Source organism: Pseudomonas sp. SORGH_AS_0199 (genome assembly GCF_031453735.1).
GTDB lineage: Bacteria > Pseudomonadota > Gammaproteobacteria > Pseudomonadales > Pseudomonadaceae > Chryseomonas > Chryseomonas aestiva.
In genome coordinates this window covers 1,213,261-1,235,141 of sequence record NZ_JAVJAE010000001.1, presented here as the reverse complement: position 1 = coordinate 1,235,141, position 21,881 = coordinate 1,213,261, and the positions used below count along the sequence as shown (strand labels likewise).

22 protein-coding genes are annotated in these 21,881 nt (G+C 69.1%); 20 read left to right on the top strand and 2 right to left on the bottom strand.

Translation table 11 applies throughout. The features are described from left to right. Positions 1 to 6: 6 nt before the first annotated feature. The 17 genes from QE444_RS05810 (at position 7) to QE444_RS05730 (ending at position 15,308) form a co-directional block, all read left to right on the top strand. A complete protein-coding gene (locus QE444_RS05810; protein ID WP_309737532.1) occupies positions 7 to 579 on the top strand; it encodes a hypothetical protein in 573 nt (190 codons plus the stop codon). Continuing rightward, positions 576 to 2,222 carry an AMP-binding protein gene (locus QE444_RS05805; RefSeq protein ID WP_309737530.1) on the top strand — a complete coding sequence of 549 codons (1,647 nt, stop codon included), beginning with the start codon at positions 576 to 578 and terminating at the stop codon, positions 2,220 to 2,222. Before QE444_RS05810 ends, QE444_RS05805 begins: the two co-directional genes overlap by 4 nt. Continuing rightward, positions 2,219 to 2,956 (top strand): glycosyltransferase family 2 protein, encoded by a 738-nt coding sequence (locus QE444_RS05800; RefSeq protein WP_309737528.1) that lies wholly within the window; start codon positions 2,219 to 2,221, stop codon positions 2,954 to 2,956. Before QE444_RS05805 ends, QE444_RS05800 begins: the two co-directional genes overlap by 4 nt. After that, complete coding sequence (locus QE444_RS05795) at positions 2,953 to 3,873, top strand: glycosyl transferase (RefSeq protein ID WP_187981074.1); 921 nt, start codon at positions 2,953 to 2,955, stop codon at positions 3,871 to 3,873. The genes QE444_RS05800 and QE444_RS05795 overlap by 4 nt, the downstream gene beginning before the upstream one ends. Then, a complete protein-coding gene (locus QE444_RS05790) occupies positions 3,863 to 5,389 on the top strand; it encodes an aromatic amino acid ammonia-lyase (protein ID WP_309737527.1) in 1,527 nt (508 codons plus the stop codon). The genes QE444_RS05795 and QE444_RS05790 overlap by 11 nt, the downstream gene beginning before the upstream one ends. Further along, complete coding sequence (locus tag QE444_RS05785; RefSeq protein ID WP_187981072.1) at positions 5,382 to 5,816, top strand: thioesterase family protein; 435 nt, start codon at positions 5,382 to 5,384, stop codon at positions 5,814 to 5,816. The genes QE444_RS05790 and QE444_RS05785 overlap by 8 nt, the downstream gene beginning before the upstream one ends. Next, entirely contained in the window at positions 5,804 to 6,388 is a 585-nt protein-coding gene (locus tag QE444_RS05780) for an outer membrane lipoprotein carrier protein LolA (protein WP_187981071.1), read from the top strand. The genes QE444_RS05785 and QE444_RS05780 overlap by 13 nt, the downstream gene beginning before the upstream one ends. Further along, entirely contained in the window at positions 6,385 to 8,709 is a 2,325-nt protein-coding gene (locus QE444_RS05775) for an MMPL family transporter (RefSeq protein WP_187981070.1), read from the top strand. Before QE444_RS05780 ends, QE444_RS05775 begins: the two co-directional genes overlap by 4 nt. Further along, positions 8,702 to 9,949: an NAD(P)/FAD-dependent oxidoreductase gene (locus tag QE444_RS05770; protein ID WP_093257486.1), complete on the top strand. Its 1,248-nt coding sequence runs from the start codon at positions 8,702 to 8,704 to the stop codon at positions 9,947 to 9,949. The genes QE444_RS05775 and QE444_RS05770 overlap by 8 nt, the downstream gene beginning before the upstream one ends. Then, on the top strand, positions 9,946 to 10,446 hold the full coding sequence (locus QE444_RS05765) for a hypothetical protein (protein WP_309737526.1): 501 nt from the start codon (positions 9,946 to 9,948) through the stop codon (positions 10,444 to 10,446). Before QE444_RS05770 ends, QE444_RS05765 begins: the two co-directional genes overlap by 4 nt. Next, complete coding sequence (locus QE444_RS05760) at positions 10,443 to 11,627, top strand: beta-ketoacyl-[acyl-carrier-protein] synthase family protein (protein WP_309737525.1); 1,185 nt, start codon at positions 10,443 to 10,445, stop codon at positions 11,625 to 11,627. Before QE444_RS05765 ends, QE444_RS05760 begins: the two co-directional genes overlap by 4 nt. Then, positions 11,624 to 12,073: a 3-hydroxylacyl-ACP dehydratase gene (locus QE444_RS05755; protein WP_273862461.1), complete on the top strand. Its 450-nt coding sequence runs from the start codon at positions 11,624 to 11,626 to the stop codon at positions 12,071 to 12,073. The genes QE444_RS05760 and QE444_RS05755 overlap by 4 nt, the downstream gene beginning before the upstream one ends. After that, positions 12,070 to 12,807: a 3-oxoacyl-ACP reductase FabG gene (gene fabG / locus QE444_RS05750; RefSeq protein WP_273862460.1), complete on the top strand. Its 738-nt coding sequence runs from the start codon at positions 12,070 to 12,072 to the stop codon at positions 12,805 to 12,807. The genes QE444_RS05755 and fabG overlap by 4 nt, the downstream gene beginning before the upstream one ends. Beyond that, positions 12,807 to 14,039 (top strand): beta-ketoacyl-ACP synthase, encoded by a 1,233-nt coding sequence (locus QE444_RS05745; protein ID WP_273862459.1) that lies wholly within the window; start codon positions 12,807 to 12,809, stop codon positions 14,037 to 14,039. The genes fabG and QE444_RS05745 overlap by 1 nt, the downstream gene beginning before the upstream one ends. Positions 14,040 to 14,062: 23 nt before the next feature. After that, entirely contained in the window at positions 14,063 to 14,461 is a 399-nt protein-coding gene (locus QE444_RS05740) for a hypothetical protein (protein ID WP_133862242.1), read from the top strand. A gap of 101 nt (positions 14,462 to 14,562) precedes the next feature. Continuing rightward, positions 14,563 to 15,012: an excinuclease gene (locus tag QE444_RS05735; RefSeq protein ID WP_158894320.1), complete on the top strand. Its 450-nt coding sequence runs from the start codon at positions 14,563 to 14,565 to the stop codon at positions 15,010 to 15,012. A gap of 59 nt (positions 15,013 to 15,071) precedes the next feature. After that, the gene (locus QE444_RS05730; protein ID WP_133862244.1) at positions 15,072 to 15,308 is read left to right on the top strand and encodes a hypothetical protein; all 237 of its coding nucleotides are present in this window, start codon (positions 15,072 to 15,074) and stop codon (positions 15,306 to 15,308) included. 812 nt (positions 15,309 to 16,120) lie between these two features. Here the strand turns inward: QE444_RS05730 and ilvA are convergent. Beyond that, the gene (gene ilvA / locus QE444_RS05725) at positions 16,121 to 17,635 is read right to left on the bottom strand and encodes a threonine ammonia-lyase, biosynthetic (RefSeq protein ID WP_309737524.1); all 1,515 of its coding nucleotides are present in this window, start codon (positions 17,633 to 17,635) and stop codon (positions 16,121 to 16,123) included. A 124-nt stretch (positions 17,636 to 17,759) separates the two neighbouring features. Here ilvA and rpiA point away from each other — a divergent pair, with 124 nt between their 5' ends. Then, positions 17,760 to 18,434: a ribose-5-phosphate isomerase RpiA gene (rpiA, locus tag QE444_RS05720; protein ID WP_133862246.1), complete on the top strand. Its 675-nt coding sequence runs from the start codon at positions 17,760 to 17,762 to the stop codon at positions 18,432 to 18,434. 214 nt (positions 18,435 to 18,648) lie between these two features. Here rpiA and serA read toward each other — a convergent pair whose 3' ends face one another. Then, a complete protein-coding gene (serA, locus tag QE444_RS05715) occupies positions 18,649 to 19,878 on the bottom strand; it encodes a phosphoglycerate dehydrogenase (protein WP_017639986.1) in 1,230 nt (409 codons plus the stop codon). 238 nt (positions 19,879 to 20,116) lie between these two features. On the opposite strand from serA, the gene QE444_RS05710 reads away from it, so the two are divergent. Both QE444_RS05710 and QE444_RS05705 read left to right on the top strand, forming a co-directional pair. Then, the gene (locus tag QE444_RS05710; RefSeq protein WP_133862247.1) at positions 20,117 to 20,782 is read left to right on the top strand and encodes a fumarylacetoacetate hydrolase family protein; all 666 of its coding nucleotides are present in this window, start codon (positions 20,117 to 20,119) and stop codon (positions 20,780 to 20,782) included. 138 nt (positions 20,783 to 20,920) lie between these two features. Continuing rightward, positions 20,921 to 21,826: an SdiA-regulated domain-containing protein gene (locus QE444_RS05705; RefSeq protein ID WP_309737523.1), complete on the top strand. Its 906-nt coding sequence runs from the start codon at positions 20,921 to 20,923 to the stop codon at positions 21,824 to 21,826. The last annotated feature ends 55 nt before the right edge of the window (positions 21,827 to 21,881 follow it).

Below are 21,881 nucleotides of genomic sequence, written 5' to 3'. Positions count from 1 at the left end.
CCGCCTATGAGTGCCCTGCCTTCCCGCTCCCCGCTGGGCCTGCTCGCCGCTGCCCTGCTGCTCCTGCTCGGCCTGGCCTATCCCTTCGCCGTGTACTTCGGCCTGCAGCACCTGTCGCCGCGGCTGTTCGCGGTCGGTCTCGGTGTGCTCTGGGGCCTGCGCCTGCTGCAACCCGGCCTCAACGGCCTGCAGCGCGGCACCGCCCTGGTCGCCCTGGGCTTCTGCCTGCTGCTGGCCCTGAGCGACGCCGCCGTGCTGCTCCGCTGGTATCCGGTGCTGCTCAGCCTCTTCCTGCTGGCGGTGTTCGGCCTGAGCCTGCTGCGCGGCCAGCCGGTGATCGAGCGCCTGGCGCGGCTGCGCGAACCCGAGCTGCCACCCCGTGCGGTGCGCTACACCCGCCGGGTGACCCAGGTCTGGTGCCTGTTCTTTCTGTTCAATGCGCTCACCGCCGCTGCCCTGGCGCTCTGGGCGCCCCTGGCCTGGTGGACGCTCTATACCGGCGTCATCGCTTATGGCCTGATGGGCCTGCTGTTCGCCGGTGAATGGCTGGTCCGCCAGCGCGTGCGGAGGCTGCCATGACCTTCACCCCCCTCGCCGAGCTGCTGGGCGCCGCGAGCCCGCTGGATGCGGCCCTCAAGCAGCGCGCCCTGAGCCTGGCAGCGGCCTTCCAGACCGCTGGCCTCAAGCGCCTGGCGCTGCACCTGGACGATGCCGAGGACCTGGCCTGCGCCCTGCTCGGTGCCTGGCGCGCCAGCATCGAGGTGATCCTGCCGGCCGACGTCCAGCCCGCAACCCGTGCTCGGCTGATGCCTACGCTCGATGCCTGGCTCGACGATCTTGCCGGCTGGACCGCTGCCGAGCCCCTGGCGCCCGCCGCGCTCGACCTCCAGGCACCGCTGTTGACCCTGAGCACCTCGGGCTCCAGTGGCGAACCCAAACTGATCGCCAAGCAGCTGTTCCAGCTGGCCAACGAGGTCGCTGCCCTGGAGCGGCTGTGGGGTGGCTCTCTTGGCGACGCGACCCTCCTTGGCAGCGTCTCCACCCAGCACATCTATGGCCTGCTGTTTCGCGTGCTCTGGCCGCTCTGCGCCGGTCGCCCCTTCGCCCGCCAGGCGCTGCCCTTCACCGAGGAACTGCAGCGCGAGACCGCCGCTCTGCTGCGCGAAGGTCGCCGTGTGGTGTGGATCAGCAGCCCGGCGCTGCTCAAGCGCCTGGGCGAGAACCTCGACGACGCCATCCTCGCTCAGGTGGTACGGGTGTTTTCCTCTGGCGGCGTGCTGCCGGAAGCGGCGGCGACGGCCTGCCAGGTCCGTTTCGGCCAGTACCCCACCGAGGTCTATGGCAGCTCCGAGACCGGCGGCATCGCCTGGCGCCAGGGCCCGCAGCCCTGGCAGGCCTTCGCTGACCTGAAGCTGGGCCAGGACGCTGACGGCGCCCTCTGGCTGACCTCGCCCTATCTGCCCCAGGGCGTGCGCGAGCAGACCATGGACGGCGTCCGCCTGCTGGATGACGGTCGCTTCGAACTGCTCGGGCGCCTGGATCGCATCGTCAAACTGGAAGAGAAGCGCATCGCCTTGCCGGCACTGGAAGCGCGCCTGCTCGACCATCCCGCCGTCGCTGACGTCCGCCTAGGCGTGGTGCAACAGGGTCGCGCCCTGCTCGGCGCCCTGGTCGCCCTGAGCGAACACGGCCTGCACCAGCTGCGCAATGGCGGTCGCCGCGCCCTGGTGGCCGAGTTGCGCGAACACCTGGTCGGCCATTGCGAGGCCATCGCCCTGCCGCGCCGCTGGCGCCTGCTGCTGGCGCTGCCCTACAGCGCCCAGGGCAAGCTGGCCCAGGCCGAAGTAGAACGCCTGCTGGCCCAGCCACGGCCAGTGGAGATCGAACCGCTCGACGTCGAGCGGACCGCGGACGGCTGGCGCCTGGAGCTGGAAGTCGCCCCGGATTTGGCGTTCTTTTCCGGCCACTTCCCCACGGCGCCGGTGGTGCCCGGGGTGGTGCAGGTCGGCTGGGCCCAGCGCCTGGCCCGTCAGCACCTGGATCTACCCGTGGACTTCGCCGGGATGGAGGTGCTGAAATTCCAGCAGCTGCTGCGCCCCGGCGACCGGGTGACCCTGACCTTCCACTTCGACGCCACCCGCAGCAAGCTGCACTTCGCCTTTCGCCAGGGCACCGCGGCCTGCTCCTCCGGGCGCATCCTGCTCAAGGAGGCGCAGCCATGAGCTTTCGCGCCTGCGCGGTGATCCCGGTGTTCGATCATGAGCACGCCCTGCCGCTGGTGGTCCAGGCGCTGCGCCAGAGCGCCCTGCCCTGTGTGCTGGTGGACGATGCCTCCAGCCCTGCCTGCGCCCAGGTGATGGACGAGCTGGCGACCCAAGCCGACGTCCATCTGCTGCGCCTGCCGGTCAATCAGGGCAAGGGCGGCGCGGTGATGGCCGGACTCGCCGAGGCGCAGCGCCTGGGTTTCACTCATGCCCTGCAGGTGGATGCCGACGGCCAGCACGACCTGGCCGACGTGGCCGCCTTTCTCGCCGAGGCCCAGGCCTATCCCGAGGCGCTGATCTGCGGCTATCCGCAATTCGACGACTCGGTGCCCAGGGGTCGGCTCTATGCCCGCTACCTCACCCATGTCTGGGTGTGGATCAACAGCCTGTCGCTGGCGATCCGCGACAGCATGTGCGGCTTTCGCGTCTATCCACTGGCGCCGACCCTGGCGGTGATCCGCGCCGGCGGCCTGGGCAAGCGCATGGATTTCGACCCGGAGATCCTGGTGCGCCTGGCCTGGCGCGAGCAGCCCATGCGCTGGCGGCCGACCCGGGTGCACTATCCGCTGGATGGCCGGTCGCACTTTCGCCTCTGGCAGGACAACGTGCTGATCTCGCGCATGCACACCCGGCTGTTCTTCGGCATGCTGCTGCGCGCGCCGCGCCTGCTCTGGCGCCGGGTGCGCGCGTGAGCGGCCACTGGGCGCAGCAGCGCGAGCGTGGCAGCCCCCTGCTGATGCGCCTCACCGCCTGGCTGGCACGGCACCTGGGCCGCCGCGCCATCGCCCCGCTGCTGCGGCTGATCGTGCTGTACTTCTTCCTGTTCGGCGCCCGCGCCCGCCGTGGCATCCGCGACTACCAGCAGCGCCTGGCCCGCTGGAGCGGTCGTCCCGACCTGCAGCCCAGCTGGCGCAGCGGCTACGCCCAGTTCATGGCCTTCGCCGAAGCCCTGCTGGACAAGCTCGATGCCTGGAACGGCCGTCTCGGCCTGGATCAGGTGCAACTGCACGATCCGGATCAGGTGCACAGCCGCATGCACGCGCCGCGCGGCGAGATCCTGGTCACCGCCCACCTGGGCAACCTCGAAGTCTGTCGCGCCCTGGCCCAGCTGGGGCGGCGGGTGCGCCTCAATGTGCTGGTGCACACCCGCCATGCCGAAGCCTTCAATCGCCTGCTGGAGGAAGCCGGCGCCAGTGATCTGCGGCTGATCCAGGTCAGCGAGCTGGACCCGGCGGTGATGCTGCAGCTCAGCGAGCGCCTGGAGCGCGGCGAATGGCTGGCCATCGCCGGTGACCGGGTGCCGCTGCACGGCGGCCGGACCGTCGAGGTGGATTTCCTCGGCGCCCCGGCGCCCTTCCCCCAGGGCCCCTGGCTGCTGGCGCACCTGCTGCGCTGCCCGACCAACCTGCTGTTCTGCCTGCGCGAAGCCGACGGCTACCACCTCTACCTGGAAGACTTCGCCCCGGCCCCGGCCTGGCGTCGCCAGGAGCGCGCCGCCGGCATCCAGGGCCTGGCCCAGGCCTATGCCGAGCGCCTTGCCGCCCATTGCCTCAAGGCGCCGCGGCAGTGGTTCAACTTCTACCCCTTCTGGAGTCGCGATGAACGCTAGTGTTCGCTTTGGTAGCCAAGCCCTCGCCATCGAAGACCTGGTCGCCCTGGCCGAGGGCCGGGCCCAGGCCGAATTGCAGGACGACGCCGCCTTTCGCGACGGCATCGCCCGCGGTGCCCGCTTCGTCGAGTCGCTGCTGGCCCGCGAGGGCTCGGTCTACGGCATCACCACCGGCTATGGCGACTCCTGCGTGGTCGCCGTGCCCCTGGCCCAGGTCGAGGCGCTGCCGCGTCAGCTCTATACCTTCCACGGCTGCGGCCTGGGTCGCCATCTGGATGCGGCGGCGACCCGCGCGGTACTGGCAGCGCGGCTGCAGTCGCTGTGCCAGGGCGTCTCCGGGGTGCGCGTCGAGTTGCTCGAACGCCTCACCACCTTCCTGCGCGAAGACATCCTGCCGCTGATCCCCGAAGAGGGTTCGGTGGGCGCCAGCGGCGATCTCACCCCGCTGTCCTATGTGGCCGCCGCCCTCTGCGGCGAGCGCCAGGTGCTCTGGCGCAATGAGCTACGGGAAGCGGCGGACGTCCATGCCGAGCTGGGCTGGACGCCGCTGGTGCTCAGACCCAAGGAAGCCCTGGCGCTGATGAACGGCACCGCGGTGATGACCGGCCTGGCCTGCCTGGCCTTCTCCCGCGCCGAGTACCTGCTGCGCCTGGCAACCCGCATCACCGCGCTCAATGTGGTGGCCCTGGCCGGCAACCCCGAGCACTTCGACCAGCGCCTGTTCGCCGCCAAGCCCCATCCGGGCCAGGGCCAGGTGGCCGCCTGGCTGCGCGCGGATCTGGCCGCAGAGGGTCCGGCCGCGCCCCTGCACCGCCTGCAGGACAGATATTCGCTGCGCTGCGCGCCCCATGTGCTGGGGGTACTGGCCGACAGCCTGCCCTGGCTGCGCCAGTTCATCGAGACCGAACTCAACAGCGCCAACGACAATCCGCTGATCGACGCCGAAGACGAGCGGGTGCTGCACGGCGGCCACTTCTATGGCGGCCATATCGCCTGCGCCATGGACAGTCTCAAGACCCTGGTGGCCAACGTCGCCGACCTGCTCGACCGCCAGCTCGCTCTCTTGGTGGATGCGCGCTATAACCACGGCCTGCCGGGCAATCTCTCCGGCGCCCCGGCCGCGCGGGCCATGCTCAACCATGGTTTCAAGGCGGTGCAGATCGGCGCCAGCGCCTGGACCGCCGAGGCGCTCAAGGGCACCCTGCCGGCCAGCGTCTTCTCCCGTTCCACCGAATGCCACAACCAGGACAAGGTCAGCATGGGCACCATCGCCGCCCGCGATGCCCTGCGCGTGCTGGAGCTCACCGAGCAGGTGGCCGCCGCCACCCTGCTGGCCGCCCAGCAGGGCGTCTGGCTCAGGTGCGAGCAGGGCGGGCAACCGCCCGCACCCCTGGCCGCCATGCACCGCGCGCTGGGCGAGACCTTCCCGCCGCTGATCGAAGACCGTGCCCTGGAAGCCGAATTGCGCCAGACCCTGACCCTGATTCGCGCCCGCCACTGGAGGCTCTATGCGTAAGACCGGTGCCCTGCAGGTCGAGGTGGAGATGCAGATCCCCTTCTTCGACGTCGACATGATGGAAATCGCCTGGCACGGCCATTATGTGAAGTACCTGGAGGTGGCGCGCTGCGCGCTGCTCGACCGCCTTGACCATAACTACCTGCAGATGCGCGACTCCGGCTATGGCTGGCCGGTGATCGACCTGCAGATCCGCTACATCCGCCCCCTGCTGTTTCAGCAGCGCGTGCGGGTAAAGGCCGATCTGGTGGAGTGGGAGAACCGCCTCAAGCTTAACTACCTGATCAGCGATGCCGCCACCGGCGAGCGCCTGACCCGCGCCAGCACCGTGCAGGTCGCCGTGGACCTGGCCAGCCGCGAGATGCAGCTGGCCTCGCCCAGGGTCTTCATCGACGCCGTGGAGAGGGCCCTGGCATGCGCACGCTGATCGCTCTGCTATTCATCCTGGCCGCGCCCCTGGCCCAGGCCTTCGATCTCGACGACCTGGCCGCCCAGCTGGCGCGCCCCGCGGCGGTCGCGGGCAGCTTCGTCCAGCAGCGCTATCTGCGCGCCCTGCCGCAGCCGCTGACCAGCAGCGGTCACTTCACCCTGGCCCGCGGCCTGGGCCTGCTCTGGCGGCTGGAAAAGCCGCTGGCGCAGACCTATCGCATCACCCCCGGGGCCATCGCCAAGCAGACGCCGACGGGCTGGACGCCCCTGCCCGGCAGCGACCTGGCCGCGCGCCAGAGCGCGCTGTTCCTGGCCGTGCTCGGCGGTGATCGCAGCGGCCTGGAACGCGGCTTCGAGCTGGCCCTGACCGGCGACGCCAACCACTGGCAGCTGCGCCTGACGCCGCGCGGCGCCCTGCTCAAGCAGGTGTTCGACGGCATCCTCATCCAGGGCGGCGCCCTGGTCGAACAGGTGGAGATCCGCGAGACCCAGGGCGACCGCAGCCTGCTCAAGCTGGACGGCCAGCCTGGCGACACCCTGAGCGCCGAGCAGCGCGCGGTCTTCCAGTGACCCGGCTGCAGCGCCCCTTCCTGCTGTTCCTGCTCGCCCTGCTGGCGCTCAGCGCCTGGCAGTGGCGGCAGGGTCCGCCGGTGGCCGCCGACCTGCTGGCGCTGCTGCCCCAGGGCGCCGGTGATGCCCTCACCCTGCAGGCCGAGGCGCGCATGACCGAGCCGCTCAATCGCGAGGTCCTGCTGCTGGTCGGCCATCCCCAGCGCGAGCGACTGCCGGCCCTGACCGAGCGCCTGGGCCAGGCCTGGTCGCGGGAGCCGCTGTTCGAGAAGGTGCAGTGGCAACTCACGCCGGACCTGCCCGGTCTGCGCCAGCAACTCCTGGCCAGTCGCCTGGCGTTGGCACCAGGGCCGGCGCGCGACGAGTTGCTCAAGACGCCCAACAGCTATCTACAGGCCCGCGCCGCGGCCCTCTTTGATCCCTTCGCCGGCGCCGGCGCCCTGCCCCTGGAGCAGGACTGGTTCGGCCTCGGCCTGCTGCTGCAGCGCCAGCTCACCCCGGCGAGCAAGGTGCAATTCGACGCCGGCAGCGGCCTGCTGCTGACCCAGGGCGACGACCTGACCTGGGCCCTGATCCGCGCACGTACCCGCGCCGATGCCTTCGACTTCGATGCCCCGCCCCGGGTGGAAGCCCTGATCGAGGCCGCCCGCCGTGAGGTGGTCGCGGAGGGCGGTCAGCTACTCGCCGCCAGCGGCCTGAGATACGCCGCCGCCGGCCAGGCCACCGCCAGTCGCGAGATGTCGCTGATCGGCGGCCTGGCCACCCTTGGCACCCTGGCCCTGCTGCTGGGGCTGTTCCGCCGCTGGCGGGTACTGCTCAGCCTGCTGGCGGTGGGCGTGGCGCTCCTGGCCGGCAGCGCCGCCTGCGTGCTGCTGTTCGGCCAGATCAACGCCCTCACCCTGATCCTCGGTGCCAGCCTGACCGGGGTGGCCGCCGACTATCCGCTGCACTACCTGAGCAAGAGCTGGAAGGGCGGCCCCTGGAATGCCACGGCCATCCTGCGCGAGACGCTGCCGGGATTGTCCCTGAGCCTGGCGACCAATCTGCTGGGCTACCTGGCGCTGGCCTGCACGCCCTTTCCGGCGCTGACCCAGGTGGCGGCGTTTTCCGCCGCCGGCCTGATCGGCGCCTACCTCACCACCGTCTGCCTCTTGCCGGCCTGGTGGCAGCGTCTGGACCTGGCACCGCCCGCCGCGCCGCTGCGGCTGATGCAGCGCCTGCTCGACCTGCGGCTGCGCCTGCTGGCGCGTACCGGCAGCCTGCCGCTGCTGCTGGCGCTGCTGGCCTTTTGCGGCGCGGGCGTCTGGCAACTGCACCTGCAGAACGATCTGCGCCTCTGGCTTGGCCAAGACCCGGCCCTGACCCGCGAAGCCCAGGCCATCGCCCGCCTTACCGGGCTGCAACCCACCAGCCAGTTCTTCCTGGTGCGCGGGGCGGATGCCGATGAGGTGCTGCGCCGCCAGGCCGCCCTGGGGCAGCGCCTGGATAGCCTGGTCAGTCAGGGTCAGCTGCAGGGCTATCGCGCCCTCAGTGGTCTGGTCGCCCCTGCCGCAGCCCAGGCCGAATTGCGCCAGGCCCTGGCCGGTTGGGGCGAGCGCCTGCAACCCCTGCTGGCGGTAGGCATACCGGCCGAGGCGCTGGACGCCGAACTCAAGCTATTGCAGCAGCTACCCGACCTGAGTCTCGACCAGGCCCTGGCCGGCCCGCTGGGCGAGCCCTGGCGACCGCTCTGGCTGGGCCGCACGGCCGACGGCAACGCAGCCGGCCTGGTCAGCCTGCAAGGGCTGGGCAACGCCCAGGTGCTGCAGACGGTGGCCGAGGGTTTGCCCGGGGTGCAGCTGGTGGATCGCCTCGGCGAATTGCGCGGACTGTTCCTTCATACCCAGCGCCTGGCGGTGGAACTCAAGCTGCTGGCCTCGGGGGCCATCTTCCTCCTACTGCTCTGGGCCTTCGGTCGCCGCGCGGCGCTACGCATCGTCTGCCTGCCGCTCCTGGCGGCCCTCGCGGCCCTGGCCTGCCTGGGCTGGCTGGGCCAGCCGCTGACCCTGTTCAGCCTCTTCGCCCTGCTGCTCATCACCGCCATCGGCGTGGACTACGCCATCCTCATGCACGAGGCCATCGGCGGCGCGGCGGTCAGTCTGCTCGGCGGCCTGCTGTCCGGCGTCGGCAGCTGGCTGTCGTTCGGTCTGCTGATGCTCAGCAGCACCCCGGCCATCGCCAACTTCGGCCTGGCCATCAGCCTGGGGCTGGTATTCAGCTTCCTGCTGGCGCCTTGGGCTTCGCCCCCCGTCTCCCACGAAAAGGACCTTCGTCATGGTTGAACATCACCCCCTGGTCGTCATCGGTGCCGGCCCGGCCGGCGCCGTGGTCGCCGCCCTGCTCAAGCGTCGCGGCCATCCGGTGCTGGTGCTGGAAGCCCAGCACTTTCCGCGCTTTTCCATCGGCGAGAGCCTGCTCTCCCACAGCCTGGACTTCGTCGAGGAAGCCGGGATGCTGCCGGCGGTCGAGGCCGCCGGTTTCCAGACCAAGGTCGGCGCCGCCTTCGCCTGGGGCGAGCGCTACACCGACTTCGACTTTCGCGACACTTATAGCGGTGGCCGCAGCACCTTCCAGGTCCAGCGCGGCCCCTTCGACAAGATCCTCGCCGATGACGCCGCGCGCCAGGGCGTGGCGATCCGCTACGGCCAGCGGGTGACCGCCGTGACCCTGGGCGAAGGCGGTGAAAGGACCCGGATCGAGGTGCTGGGCGACGACGGCCAGGCCTATGCGCTGACCACCGACTTCCTGCTCGACGCTAGCGGCTACGGGCGGGTGCTGCCACGCCTGCTGGACCTGGAAGCCCCTTCGGACTTCCCGGTGCGTCGCGCCCTCTTCACCCATGTCGAGGATCGCATCGACGATCCCGGCTTCGACCGCGAACGCATCCTCATCACCACCCATCCGACCCTGCGCGACGTCTGGTTCTGGACCATTCCGTTCAGCGATGGCCGCACCTCGCTCGGGGTGGTGGCCGCCGCCGAGCGCTATGCCGGACGCGCCCCCGATCTCGCCACCTGTCTGCGCGACTGGGTGGCCGAGACCCCGAGCCTGGCCCGGGTGCTGCACAATGCGGTCTGGGATACCCCGGTGCGCGAACTGGGCGGCTATGCGGCCAACGTCAAGCGCCTGCACGGCCCTGGCTTCGCCCTGCTGGGCAACGCCGCCGAATTCCTCGATCCGGTGTTTTCCTCGGGCGTCACCATCGCCCTGCGCTCGGCCAGCCTGGCCGCGCCGCTGGTGGATCGCCAGCTGCGTGGCGAGGCGGTGGACTGGGAGGGCGAATTCGCCCGACCGCTCAAGGCGGGCGTCGATACGTTCCGTGCCTATGTGGAGGGCTGGTACGATGGCAGCTTCCAGGACGTCATCTATTTCGAGAACGCCGATCCCGAGATCCGCCGCATGATCTGCGCCATTCTCGCCGGCTACGCCTGGGACCTTCGCAACCCCTTCGTCAAGGAGCCCAAGCGGCGCCTGCGCCTGCTTGTCGAGCTCTGCCAGCTGAATTCGGCCCATCCTGCATGACCCTGCCCCGTCCGTTCGTCTTCGCGCTGGCCTGCCTGCTGCTGCTCGCCGCCTGCGCCAGCCAGCCGCCACTGCCCAGCAATCCGCCCCCGCTGGCGCGCGCCCTCGTCTACCAGGTGGAGCGTCAGACCGCCGAGGGCAATGACGCCCTGCTGCTGGCCATCCAGCCGGAAGGTCAGGCCCTGCGCTTTTCGCTGTTCGATCCCCTGGGCGTGCCCCAGGCGCGCCAGCGGCTGCTCGACGGCGCCTGGCACGCCGACGGCCTGCTGCCGCCCAATCCCCGGGCGCGCACCTTCTTCAGCGTGCTGCTGTTCGCCCTGACCCCGACCGACCAGTTGCCGCGGGCCTATGCCGCGGGCGACTGGCACAGGGACGCCGACGGCAGTCGCCGCCTCAAGGACTGGCAGGTGCGCTACCCTGCTACCGAGCGCCTGGAGCTGGAGGCGCCGGACGGGTCGCACTATCGCCTGACCCTGCTGCCGGAGTCCGCGCCTTGAGCGCCTACCTGAACGCCCTGGGGCTGCTCTGCGCCCTGGGCCAGGGCAAGGCCGAGGTGGCGCGCGGTCTGTTCGCCGGCGACACGGCGGGCATGCAGCCCACCCCGGGCTGGATTCCCGCGCGCCAGCCACCGGTGGGCACCGTCAGCGCCCCGCTGCCGGCCTGGCCAGCGGCCTGGACGCCCTATTTCAGTCGCAACAACCAGCTCCTGCTGGCGGCCCTGGCCGAGATCGAGCCCCAGGTGCGCCAGTCCATCGAGCGCCATGGCCCCGCCCGCATCGGCGTGGTGCTGGGCACCAGCACCTCGGGCATTCACGAGGCCAGCCAGGGCATCGCCGTGCACCAGCGCAGCGGCCAGCTGCCCGAGGGCTATCAGTACGCCCAGCAGGAACTGGTGGCGCCGGCGGATTTCCTTGCCCGCTACCTGGGCCTGAGCGGCCCCTGCTACGGCCTGTCCACCGCCTGCACCAGCAGCGCCCGTGCCCTGCTCAGCGCCCGTCGGCTGCTGGTCCAGGGCCATTGCGATGCCGTGCTCTGCGGCGGCGTCGACAGCCTCTGCGGCCTGACCCTGAACGGCTTCGCCGCCCTCGAAGCGGTCAGCGAGTCGCTGTGCAATCCCTTCTCGGTCAATCGCTGCGGCATCAACATCGGCGAGGGCGCGGCGCTGTTCCTGCTGACCCGCGAGCCCGGCCCCATCGCCCTGCTCGGCGGCGGCGCCAGCTCCGATGCCCACCATATCTCCGCCCCCGATCCCAGCGGCCGCGGCGCCGTCCAGGCCATGCAGGCGGCCCTGCGCGCCAGCGGTCTGCAGCCGGGCGACATCGGTTATCTCAACCTGCACGGCACCGCCACGCCACACAACGACGCCATGGAAAGCCACGCCACCCATGAGGTATTCCCGGCCGGGGTGCCCTGCTCCTCGACCAAACCGCTGACCGGCCATACCCTCGGCGCCGCCGGCGCCCTGGAAGCCGCCTTCGCCTGGCTGACCCTGGACCCGCAGCTCAACCCCGCCGGCCAGCTGCCGCCGCAGCGCTGGGACGGCCAGGCCGATCCGGCCCTGCCACGCCTGGCGCTGGCCCACGCCGACAGTCGCCTGGACGGTCGTCGCCACGCCATGAGCAACAGCTTCGCCTTTGGCGGCAGCAACGTCAGCCTCATCCTGGGAGCCACGCCATGATCCCCTGGACCCTCGCCGAGCTGGTGCCCCACGCCGGCGACATGCTGCTGATCGAGGAGATCCTCGCCTGCGACGATCAGGGCATCGAGACCCGCCTGGTGGTGCGTTGCGGCCTCTTCACCGACGCCGACGGCGCCCTGCCGGCCTGGATCGGCGTGGAGCTGATGGCCCAGAGCGTGGCCGCCTTCGCTGGCTGCCAGGCGCGCCGTCGTGGCGAGGCCCCGGCCCTGGGTTTCCTGCTCGGCACCCGCCAGTTCGCCTGCGACGTGCCGGCCTTTCCCGCCGGTGGCGAATTGCGCATCCGCGCCCAGCCGGCGCTGGAAAACGACGATGGCATGGCCATCTTCGACTGCCACCTGCAGGGCCCTGGCTGCCAGGCCAGCGCCCGACTGAACGTCTATCGTCCGCCCCGGGCGGATCTGTACCTAGAGGAGCCCGCGCCATGAGCGTCGCCCCCGCCCCGGTCCTGGTGACCGGTTCCAGCCGCGGCCTGGGCCGCGCCATCGCCCTGCGCCTGGCCGCCGCCGGGCACGACCTGGTGCTGCACTGCCGCAGCCGCCGCGAGGAAGCCGACGCGGTACGCGCCGAGGTCGAGGCCCTGGGCCGCACGGCCCGGGTGCTGCAATTCGACGTCGGCGACCGCGCCGCCTGCGCCGCCATCCTGGAGGCCGACACCGAGGCCCACGGCGGCTACTACGGGGTGGTCTGCAACGCCGGCCTGACCCGCGACGGCGCCTTTCCGGCGCTGACCGGGGAAGACTGGGACGTGGTCCTGCGCACCAATCTCGACGGTTTCTACAATGTCCTGCACCCGGTGGTCATGCCGATGATCCGCCGCCGCGCGCCAGGGCGCATCGTCTGCATCACCTCGGTCTCCGGACTGATCGGCAATCGCGGCCAGGTCAACTACAGCGCCTCCAAGGCGGGGCTGATCGGTGCCGCCAAGGCCCTGGCCGTGGAGCTGGCCAAGCGCAGGATCACCGTCAACTGCGTGGCCCCGGGGCTGATCGACACCGAGATTCTCGATGAGCACGTACCGGTGGACAAGATCCTCGAAATGATTCCCGCCGGGCGCATGGGCACCCCCGAGGAGGTGGCCCACGCCGTGGCCTTCCTGCTCGCCCCCGAAGCCGGCTACATCACCCGCCAGGTGCTGGCGGTCAACGGAGGACTGTGCTGATGAACGGCCGCCGCGTCGTGATCACCGGGATGGCCGGCGTCACCGCCCTGGGCAGTGACTGGCCGACCATCCGCGACCATTTTCTCGCCGGCCACAGCGGCATCCGCCGCATGGACGCCTGGGATCGCTACACCGAGATGAACACCCGCCTGGGTGGACCCATCGTCGACTTCCAGGTGCCCGGCCACTGGACGCGCAAGCAACTGCGCAGCATGGGCCGCGTCTCCCAGCTGGCGGTGGCCGCCGGCGAGCGCGCCCTGGCCGATGCCGGGCTGCTGGACGACGCCCGCATCACCGACGGCCGCATGGGCGTGGCCTGCGGTTCCTCCACCGGCAGCACCGACGACATCAAGGCGCTGGCCAACATGCTGCTCAGCGACGCCGCGGTGGGCCTCAATGCCAACACCTATGTGCGCATGATGCCGCACACGGCGGCCGCCAACCTGAGTCTGTTCTTTGGCCTCAAGGGCCGGCTGATCCCCACCTCCAGCGCCTGCACCAGCGGCAGCCAGGGCATCGGCTACGCCTACGAGGCCATCAAGTTCGGCCGTCTGCCGCTGATGCTGGCGGGCGGCGCCGAAGAACTCTGCCCCAGCGAGGCCATGGTCTTCGACACCCTCTATGCCACCAGCCTGCGCAACGACGCCCCCCACACCTCGCCGCGTCCCTACGACCGCGGACGCGACGGCCTGGTGATCGGCGAAGGCGCCGGCATCCTGGTGCTGGAAGAGCTGGAGCACGCCCTGGCGCGCGGCGCGCACATCCACGCCGAGATCGTCGGCTTCGGCAGCAACGCCGACGGCCAGCATTCCACCCGCCCCGAGCAGGCCACCATGCAGCGCGCCATGGAGCTGGCCCTGGAAGACGCCGGGCTGAGGCCGGAGGCCATCGGCTACGTCAACGGTCACGGCACCGCCACCGAACAGGGCGACATCGCCGAGACCCGCGCCACCCAGGCGCTGTTCGGCGCCCGCATGCCCATCAGCTCGCAGAAGAGCTACCTGGGCCATACCCTCGGTGCCTGCGGCGCCCTGGAATCCTGGTTCAGCATCGCCATGATGAACGAGGAGCTGTTCGTGCCGACGCTCAACCTCGATGACCTGGACCCCCAGTGCGGCGAGCTGGACTATCTGCGTGACGGACCGCGGACCCTGCGTACCGATCACGTGATGAACAACAATTTCGCCTTTGGCGGGGTCAACACCTCGCTGATCTTCCGTCGCTGGTCCTGATGGCCATAGCCCGAGGTACTCCCATGTTGCGTCGCCTGCTGCTCGTCTCCGCGCTGCTGTTCCTGGCGGCCTGCACCCGCGCGCCCCTGGTGACGCCCCAGGAGGTCTTTCCCGCCGACCGCACGGAGAACGCCGCCGATGTCCGCCGCGCCATCGTCGACACCCTCGAACGCCGTGGCTGGAGCGTCGGCCAGGAGAGCCCCGGCCTGGTGGTCGCCAGCATCGTGGTGCGCGATCGCCACCAGGCCTGGGTCGATATCCCCTACAGCACCAAGGGCTACCAGATCCGCTACCGCGACAGCGCCGGCCTCGACTACGACGGCGAACGCATCCATCGCAACTACAACAAATGGGTCCAGCTGCTCGACGCCGACATCCGCCGGCAATTGCAGTTGCCCGCCCCCGCAGCCGACGCGGAATGACCGCCCGTGGCCTGCGCGATAGCGCAGAACGCCGCTCTCCAGGCTGACGGCGCGGACGTTCTGGGTTAAACAGTCATCCCCACCACCACAAGGAAGTCGCCATGCGTACCCTAGCCTCCACCCTCGCCCTTACCCTGAGCCTCGCCACCCTGCTGCCCAGCGCCGCCCAGGCCCGCGACACCACCCTGCAACTGCCCTTCGCCGAAGTCGTCCAGGAAGCCCTGGCCGCCAAGCGTCTGGATGGCAGCGTGAAGTTCTACCTGGCCGGCAACCCGGTGCCGGGCAAGGCCACGGTGGTCAACTCCAGCATCACCACCAACCAGAAGACCAACGCCTTCAACAAGACCGACGAGGTCGCCTGCCGCTGGGTGCTGCAATCGGCGCTGATCCGCCTGCAGGAGGCGGCCAAGGCCGCCGGTGCCAATGCGGTCACCGACATCACCAGCTACTACAAGAAGAACGAGTGGAGCGATCCCACCCGCTACGAGTGCCACGCCGGCGCCCTCATGGCCGGTGTCGCCCTCAAGGGCAAGCTGGTCATCCTCAAGTAGCTCGGAACGGCGGCGCGGCCGGGTGGGTCTTTCTAGAGACCTACCTAGAGGCCGCCGCCATGCCCACGTTTCGCGTCCACTACCGCAAGGACGGCGAGTCCCGCCAGCTCGACCTCGAGCATCCGCAGGCCAGTCTCGCCCCGCACGAAGCCGCCCTGGCGGTGCTGGAACAGCTGCGCGCCGACGCCGAGAACAGCCTGGCGCTGCCGCCCGCCGATGCCCCCGCCGCGGCCATCCTGCGCCAGGCGGAGGTGCATGGACTGACGGATATCCAAGTGGAGCCGCTGGCTTCGTAGGTTGGTGTCGAGCGTCTGGCGCGTGGTCATCCTCACCCAACCCTCTCCCGCAGGGAGAAGGGGCGGTTGGGCTCCGCAGCGCGTAGCGCGGAAAACCGCGCAGCGTTTTCCACTTTTTGCGCCAAATACCAATCGCGGCCATGGGCCGCTCCTACAGGCTTGATCGTAGGAGCGGCCCATGGCCGCGATCAATTGCGCTTACCCGTAGCGTGGAAAACGGCGCAGCCTTTTCCACAGACGAGCTGCGGTGCCAACGGTGGATAAGGCTGCGCCGTTATCCACCCTACCCGTAGCTTGGCGCTGGGCGCCGCAAAGTCCAGCAGGTGGCACCTTCCGGTATGGGGCTACCCTCACCCCAGCCCTCTCCCCGAGGGAGAGGGGGCGGTCTGGTCCAGCGTGGGCTTGTGGGCGCATCGCGACCATGGCAGTTCGCCGCTGCGGCCGCTCCTACAACAGCGTCATTCCCTGTAGGAGCGGCCCATGGCCGCGATCATCACCGTAGCGTGGAAAACGGCGCAGCCTTTTCCACTGAGGGGCTCCGGTGCCAATAGTGGACAAGGCATCCTACCCGTAGGTTGGCGCTGAGCACAGCTAAGCCCAACGGGCAGGAGCCGCGGTGTCTGGCCGCCCTCACCCCAGCCCTCTCCCAGAGGGAGAGGGGGCGGTTGAACTCTGTAGCGTGGAAAACGGCGCAGCCTTTTCCACTAACGGGCTCCAGTACCAAGGGTGGATAAGGCTACGCCGTTATCCACGCTACCCGTATGCCCCTGTAGGTTGGCGCTGAGCCTGGCGAAGCCCAACACCGCCAGATCTCAGCCCAGGAACAACCGGTACGCCGGATTCTCGGTCTCGTCCCAGTAGCGATAGCCGATGGCATCCAGCGTCGCCAGCAGCTCCGGCCGTTCGGCCTGGCTGGCTTCCAGCCCGGCGAACACCCGGCCGTCCGCCGCGCCGTGGTTGCGGTAGTGGAACATGCTGATGTTCCAGCGTCCGCCCAGCTTTTCGAGGAAGTCGAACAGCGCGCCCGGTCGCTCGGGGAATTCGAAGCGGAACACCTGCTCCTGGCCCACCCGCGCGGCATGACCGCCCACGGTGTGGCGGATATGCAGCTTGGCCAGTTCATTGTCGGTCAGGTCCAGCACCGGGAAACCCTGGTCGCGCAGCCCCTGCAGCAGCGCCTCGCGCGGATCGCGCTGCGGATGGGTCTGGACGCCAACGAAGATATGGGCCTCTTCGCCAGTATGGTAGCGGTAGTTGAATTCGGTGATCTGCCGCCGGCCCAGGGCTTCGCAGAAGGCCCGGAAGCTGCCCGGCCGCTCGGGGATGGTCACGGCGATGATGGCTTCGCGCTGCTCGCCCAGTTCGGCGCGCTCGGCCACATGGCGCAGGCGGTCGAAGTTGATGTTGGCACCGGAATCGATGGCCACCAGCACCTGGCCGCCGGAGCCCGCGCGCTCGGCGTACTTCTTGATCCCGGCCACGCCCAGGGCGCCCGAGGGCTCGGTGATGGAGCGGGTGTCGTCGTAGATGTCCTTGATCGCCGCGCAGATCTCGTCCGAGCTGACGGTAATGACTTCATCGACATAACGCCGGCAGATCTCGAAGGTATGGTGGCCGATCTGGGCCACGGCCACGCCATCGGCGAACAGCCCGACTCGCGGCAAGACTACCCGCTCACCCGCCGCCATGGCCTGCTGCAGGCAGTTGGAGTCGTCCGGCTCGACGCCGATGACCCTGATCTCGGGCCGCAGGTATTTCACATAGGCGGCGATGCCGGCGATCAGACCGCCTCCGCCCACGGGGACGAAGATGGCGTCGAGCCGACCGGGATGCTGGCGCAGGATCTCCATGGCCACGGTGCCCTGGCCGGCGATGACGTCCGGATCATCATAGGGCGGCACGAAGGTGTAGCCCTGCTCCTCGACCAGGCGCAGCGCCTCGGCCAGGGCCTCGGGAAAGGCGTCGCCGTGCAGCACCACCTCGCCGCCACGGGACTGCACGCCGATGACCTTGAGCTCGGGGGTGGTGCGCGGCATGACGATGATCGCCCGCACGCCCAGCTCGCGGGCCGCCAGGGACAGGCCCTGGGCATGGTTGCCGGCGCTGGCGGTGATCACCCCGCGGGCCTTCTCACTGGCCGAGAGGCTGGCCAGCTTGGTGTAGGCGCCGCGGATCTTGAAGGAAAACACCGGCTGCAGGTCTTCGCGCTTGAGCAGCACCTGGCAGCCCAGCCGCTCGGACAGCGCCCGCGCCGGTTGCAGGGGCGTTTCGATCGCCACGTCGTAGACGGGGGCGAGCAGGGTCTTCTTCACGTACTGTTCGAGCATCGGCGGTGCGATCCGGTAGGTGCGGCGGGGGCGAAAAGTCTACTACGGGCACCCCCGGGTGGGTTAGCCAGGCCGTCCGAGCGGCTATAATCGGCGACCCTCCACCCGTTTCGCGGATACCCCCATGAATCAGGACCAGCTCAAGCAGGCCGTCGCCCAGGCCGCGGTCGACCTCATCCTTCCCCAACTCTCCCGCGACAGCGTGATCGGCGTGGGCACCGGCTCGACCGCCAACTTCTTCATCGACCTGCTGGCCAAGCACAAGCTGGAATTCGACGGCGCGGTGGCCAGCTCCCAGGCCACCGCCGACCGGCTGAAGAGCCATGGCATCACCGTCTATGACCTCAACGGTGTCAACAACCTGGAATTCTACGTGGACGGCGCCGACGAAGCCGACGGCCACCTCAACCTGATCAAGGGCGGCGGCGCGGCCCTGACCCGCGAGAAGATCGTCGCCGCCGTGGCGCGCACCTTCATCTGCATCGCCGACGCCAGCAAGCGCGTCGAGGTGCTCGGCGAATTCCCGCTGCCGGTCGAGGTCATCCCCATGGCCCGCAGCTATGTGGCCCGCGAACTGGTCAAGCTGGGCGGCGACCCGGAATACCGCGACGGCGTGGTGACCGACAACGGCAACGTCATCCTCGACGTGCACAATATGCACATCGTCGATCCAGTGGGCCTGGAAGCCAAGATCAACAACATCGTCGGCGTGGTCGCCAACGGCCTCTTCGCCGCCCGCCCGGCGGACGTGCTGCTGCTGGGCACCGCCCAGGGCGTGGAGCGCCTGGAGCGCAGCTAAGCCACCCGTAGCGTGGAAAACCGCGCCAGCGTTTTCCACAGGTGAGCTCAAGCACGGCCAGTGGATAAGGCTGCGCCGTTATCCACGCTACGCGGCGTTGGGCTCCCGTAGGTTGGGTTGAGCGAAGCGAAGCCCAACGATCCCATGCTCTCAGCCCACAAAAAAGCCCCGGTCAGGCGAACCCGACCGGGGCTTTTTTGTGGTGCATTAACGCTTAGAACAGCACGCGGCAACGGATGGTGCCCTTGATGTTCTGCAGCTTTTCCTGGGCCAGGTCGGAGTAGTCGGCGTCGACGTCGATCACCACGTAGCCGACCTTCTCGTCGGTCTGCAGGTACTGACCGGAGATGTTGATGCCGCTCTCGGAGAAGACGCGGTTGATCTCCGACAGCACGCCCGGCACGTTCTGGTGGATGTGCAGCAGGCGGTGCTTGCCCGGGTGCGACGGCAGGGCCACTTCGGGGAAGTTGACCGAGGACACCGAGGTGCCGTTGTCGCTGTACTTGACCAGCTTCTCGGCCACTTCCAGGCCGATGTTGGCCTGGGCCTCGGCGGTGGAGCCACCGATGTGCGGGGTCAGGATGACGTTGTCCAGGCCGCGCAGCGGCGAGACGAACTCGTCGTTGTTGGAGCGCGGCTCCACCGGGAAGACGTCGATGGCGGCGCCGATCAGGTGCTCGTCCTTGATGGCGGCGGCCAGGGCGTCGAGGTCGACCACGGTGCCGCGGGCGGCGTTGATCAGGATGCCGCCCTTCTTGATGGCGCGGATCTCGCGCTCGCCCATCATCAGCTGGGTGGCGGGGGTTTCCGGCACGTGCAGGGTGACGATGTCGCTCATGCCGAGCAGTTCGGTCAGGGAGCCGACCTGCTGGGCGTTGCCCAGGGGCAGCTTGGTGATGACGTCATAGAAGAACACCTGCATGCCCAGGCCCTCGGCCAGCACCGACAGCTGGGTGCCGATGGAGCCGTAGCCGATGATGCCCAGCTTCTTGCCACGGATCTCGAAGGAATTGGCCGCGCTCTTGATCCAGCCGCCACGGTGGCAGGAGGCGTTCTTGGCGGGGATGCCGCGCAGCAGCAGGATGGCCTCGGCCAGCACCAGCTCGGCGACCGAACGGGTGTTGGAATAGGGCGCGTTGAACACAGCGATGCCGCGCTCGCGGGCGGCCTGCAGGTCGACCTGGTTGGTGCCGATGCAGAAGCACCCGACGGCGACCAGCTTCTTGGCGCAGTCGAACACCTCTTCGGTGAGCTGGGTGCGCGAGCGGATGCCGATGAAGTGGGCGTCGGCGATCTTTTCCTTGAGCTGGGCATCCGGCAGGGAGCTGGTGACGTACTCGATGTTGCTGTAACCCGCGGACTTCAGGATATCCACGGCGGACTGGTGGACGCCTTCCAGGAGAAGGAAGCGGATCTTGCTCTTGTCGAGGGAAGTCTTGCTCATCTGCGTTGAATCCAGAGTGTCCAGGGAGAAGGATGCCGGCGCGGCGCAGGCCAGTTCAGCCAGCGGCAAAGGGGGCGCTATCTTAGCATGAGCCGTCGCATGCAGGTCCGGTTGCGACCTGAAGCTTTCTCAGGGCGACCATGAGCGCCTTGCGACCAGGACCGCGCCGCGGCCCGCGCTTTTGGTTAAGATCGTGAGGTCAAGATCGCCCGCAGACGCCACTCACCAGGAGCACCAGATGGCCTACCAGCACCAGTACCTCGATGGCACCAAGATCCACTTCCCCCTGGGCAAGGTCGTCTGCATCGGCCGCAACTACGCCGAGCACGCCAAGGAGCTGAACAACCCGGTTCCCACCGAACCCCTGCTGTTCATCAAGCCGGCCAGTTGCGTGGTGCCGGTGGCCGAGGGCTTCGCCATCCCCACCGATCAGGGTTCGGTGCACTACGAGGCCGAGATCGCCGTGCTGATCGGCAAGCCGCTGTCGAAGAAGCCGTCGACCGAAGAGGTGCGCGACGCCATCTCCGGCTTCGCCCCTTCCCTGGACCTGACCCTCAGAGAGGTTCAGAGCCGGCTCAAGGAAAAGGGCTATCCCTGGGAGATCGCCAAGAGTTTCGACGGCGCCTGCGTGCTCGCGCCCTTCGTGCCGGGCGATGCCTTCGAGGACCTGGCCGACATCCCGGTGCGCCTGACCATCAATGGCGAGGTGCGCCAGGACGGCAACAGCCGCGACATGCTCAATCCCATCCTGCCGCTGATCCAGGCCATCGCCGGGCATTTCTCCCTGCAACCGGGCGACGTCATCCTCACCGGCACGCCGGTGGGTGTCGGACCTCTCAACGTGGGCGATGACCTGGTGCTGGAGTTGCCGGACGTTAGCCGCTTCGAAACGCGCGTGCTATAACCCCGCCACCCACCGTCTCCCGGCCGGTGCCGGGCGACGGTGTGCCGGCGCGGCCACGATGCTCCAGGCCTTGCCTGAAAAGTGCCTACGCTCGGCGACTTTGCAGACAAGCCATAACAAGAAGCCGTACGAGCCCGCATGTCCAGACTCCCCCGCCTCATCCTGTCGCGCCTCCTTCCCGCCTTCGTCCTGCTGGTGCTGATCGTCCTCACCTTCGTCTGGCACTGGAACGACCGGGCCCTGCTCTGGTGGCAGGAATACAGCACGCCGCCGGAAGTCCGCGCCCAGGCGGTCTGGCTGCCGGACTACCAGGCGGTGATCCAGGGCAAGCAGCTGCCGGGGCTGGCCGAGGCCGAGACCTCCGATCTCACCTACGATCCCCGTACCCGCACCCTCTTCGCCGTTACCGGCAGCACCTCCTACCTGGTGCAGCTGAGCCTGACCGGCGACATCCTCAGACGCATCCCGATCCGCAACGTCTCCAACCTGGAAGGCGTGACCGCCCTGGAAGACGGGCGCCTGGCCATCGTCGACGAACGCCAGCGGCGGCTGTCGCTGTTCCAGCTGAAGGACGACACCCGGGAGCTGGATGCCAACACCTTCGAACACCACGACCTGGGCTTTCCCGACGCCGGCAACAAGGGCTTCGAAGGCATCGCCTGGGACCGGCGGCACCAGCGCCTGATCCTCAGCAAGGAGCGCGACCCGGCCGCCCTCTTCACCCTGGCCAGCGACGGCCGCGGCGTTACCGGCAGCCTGCAACCCTTTCCGCTGAAGCAGCTGGTGATCGACTACTCCGCGGTGGCGGTCGATCCGCGCACCGGGCACCTACTGGCGTTGTCCGACCAGTCCCATACCCTGGTGGAGCTGACCGCCGAGGGACAACCGGTCAGCTTCATCAGCCTGAGACGTGGCCTGCACGGCCTGGACGCGACCATGGAGCAACCGGAAGGCGTGGCCCTCGACGAAGCCGGCAATCTCTACCTGATTGGTGAACCCAATCTCTTCCACGTGTTTCACAAGGCGTCCAAAGCGGCGCAATGAGCGCCTATTCAGCTTGAATTCAGGGTGGCGCCCTTAGGCTGCGCGGCATTACCGC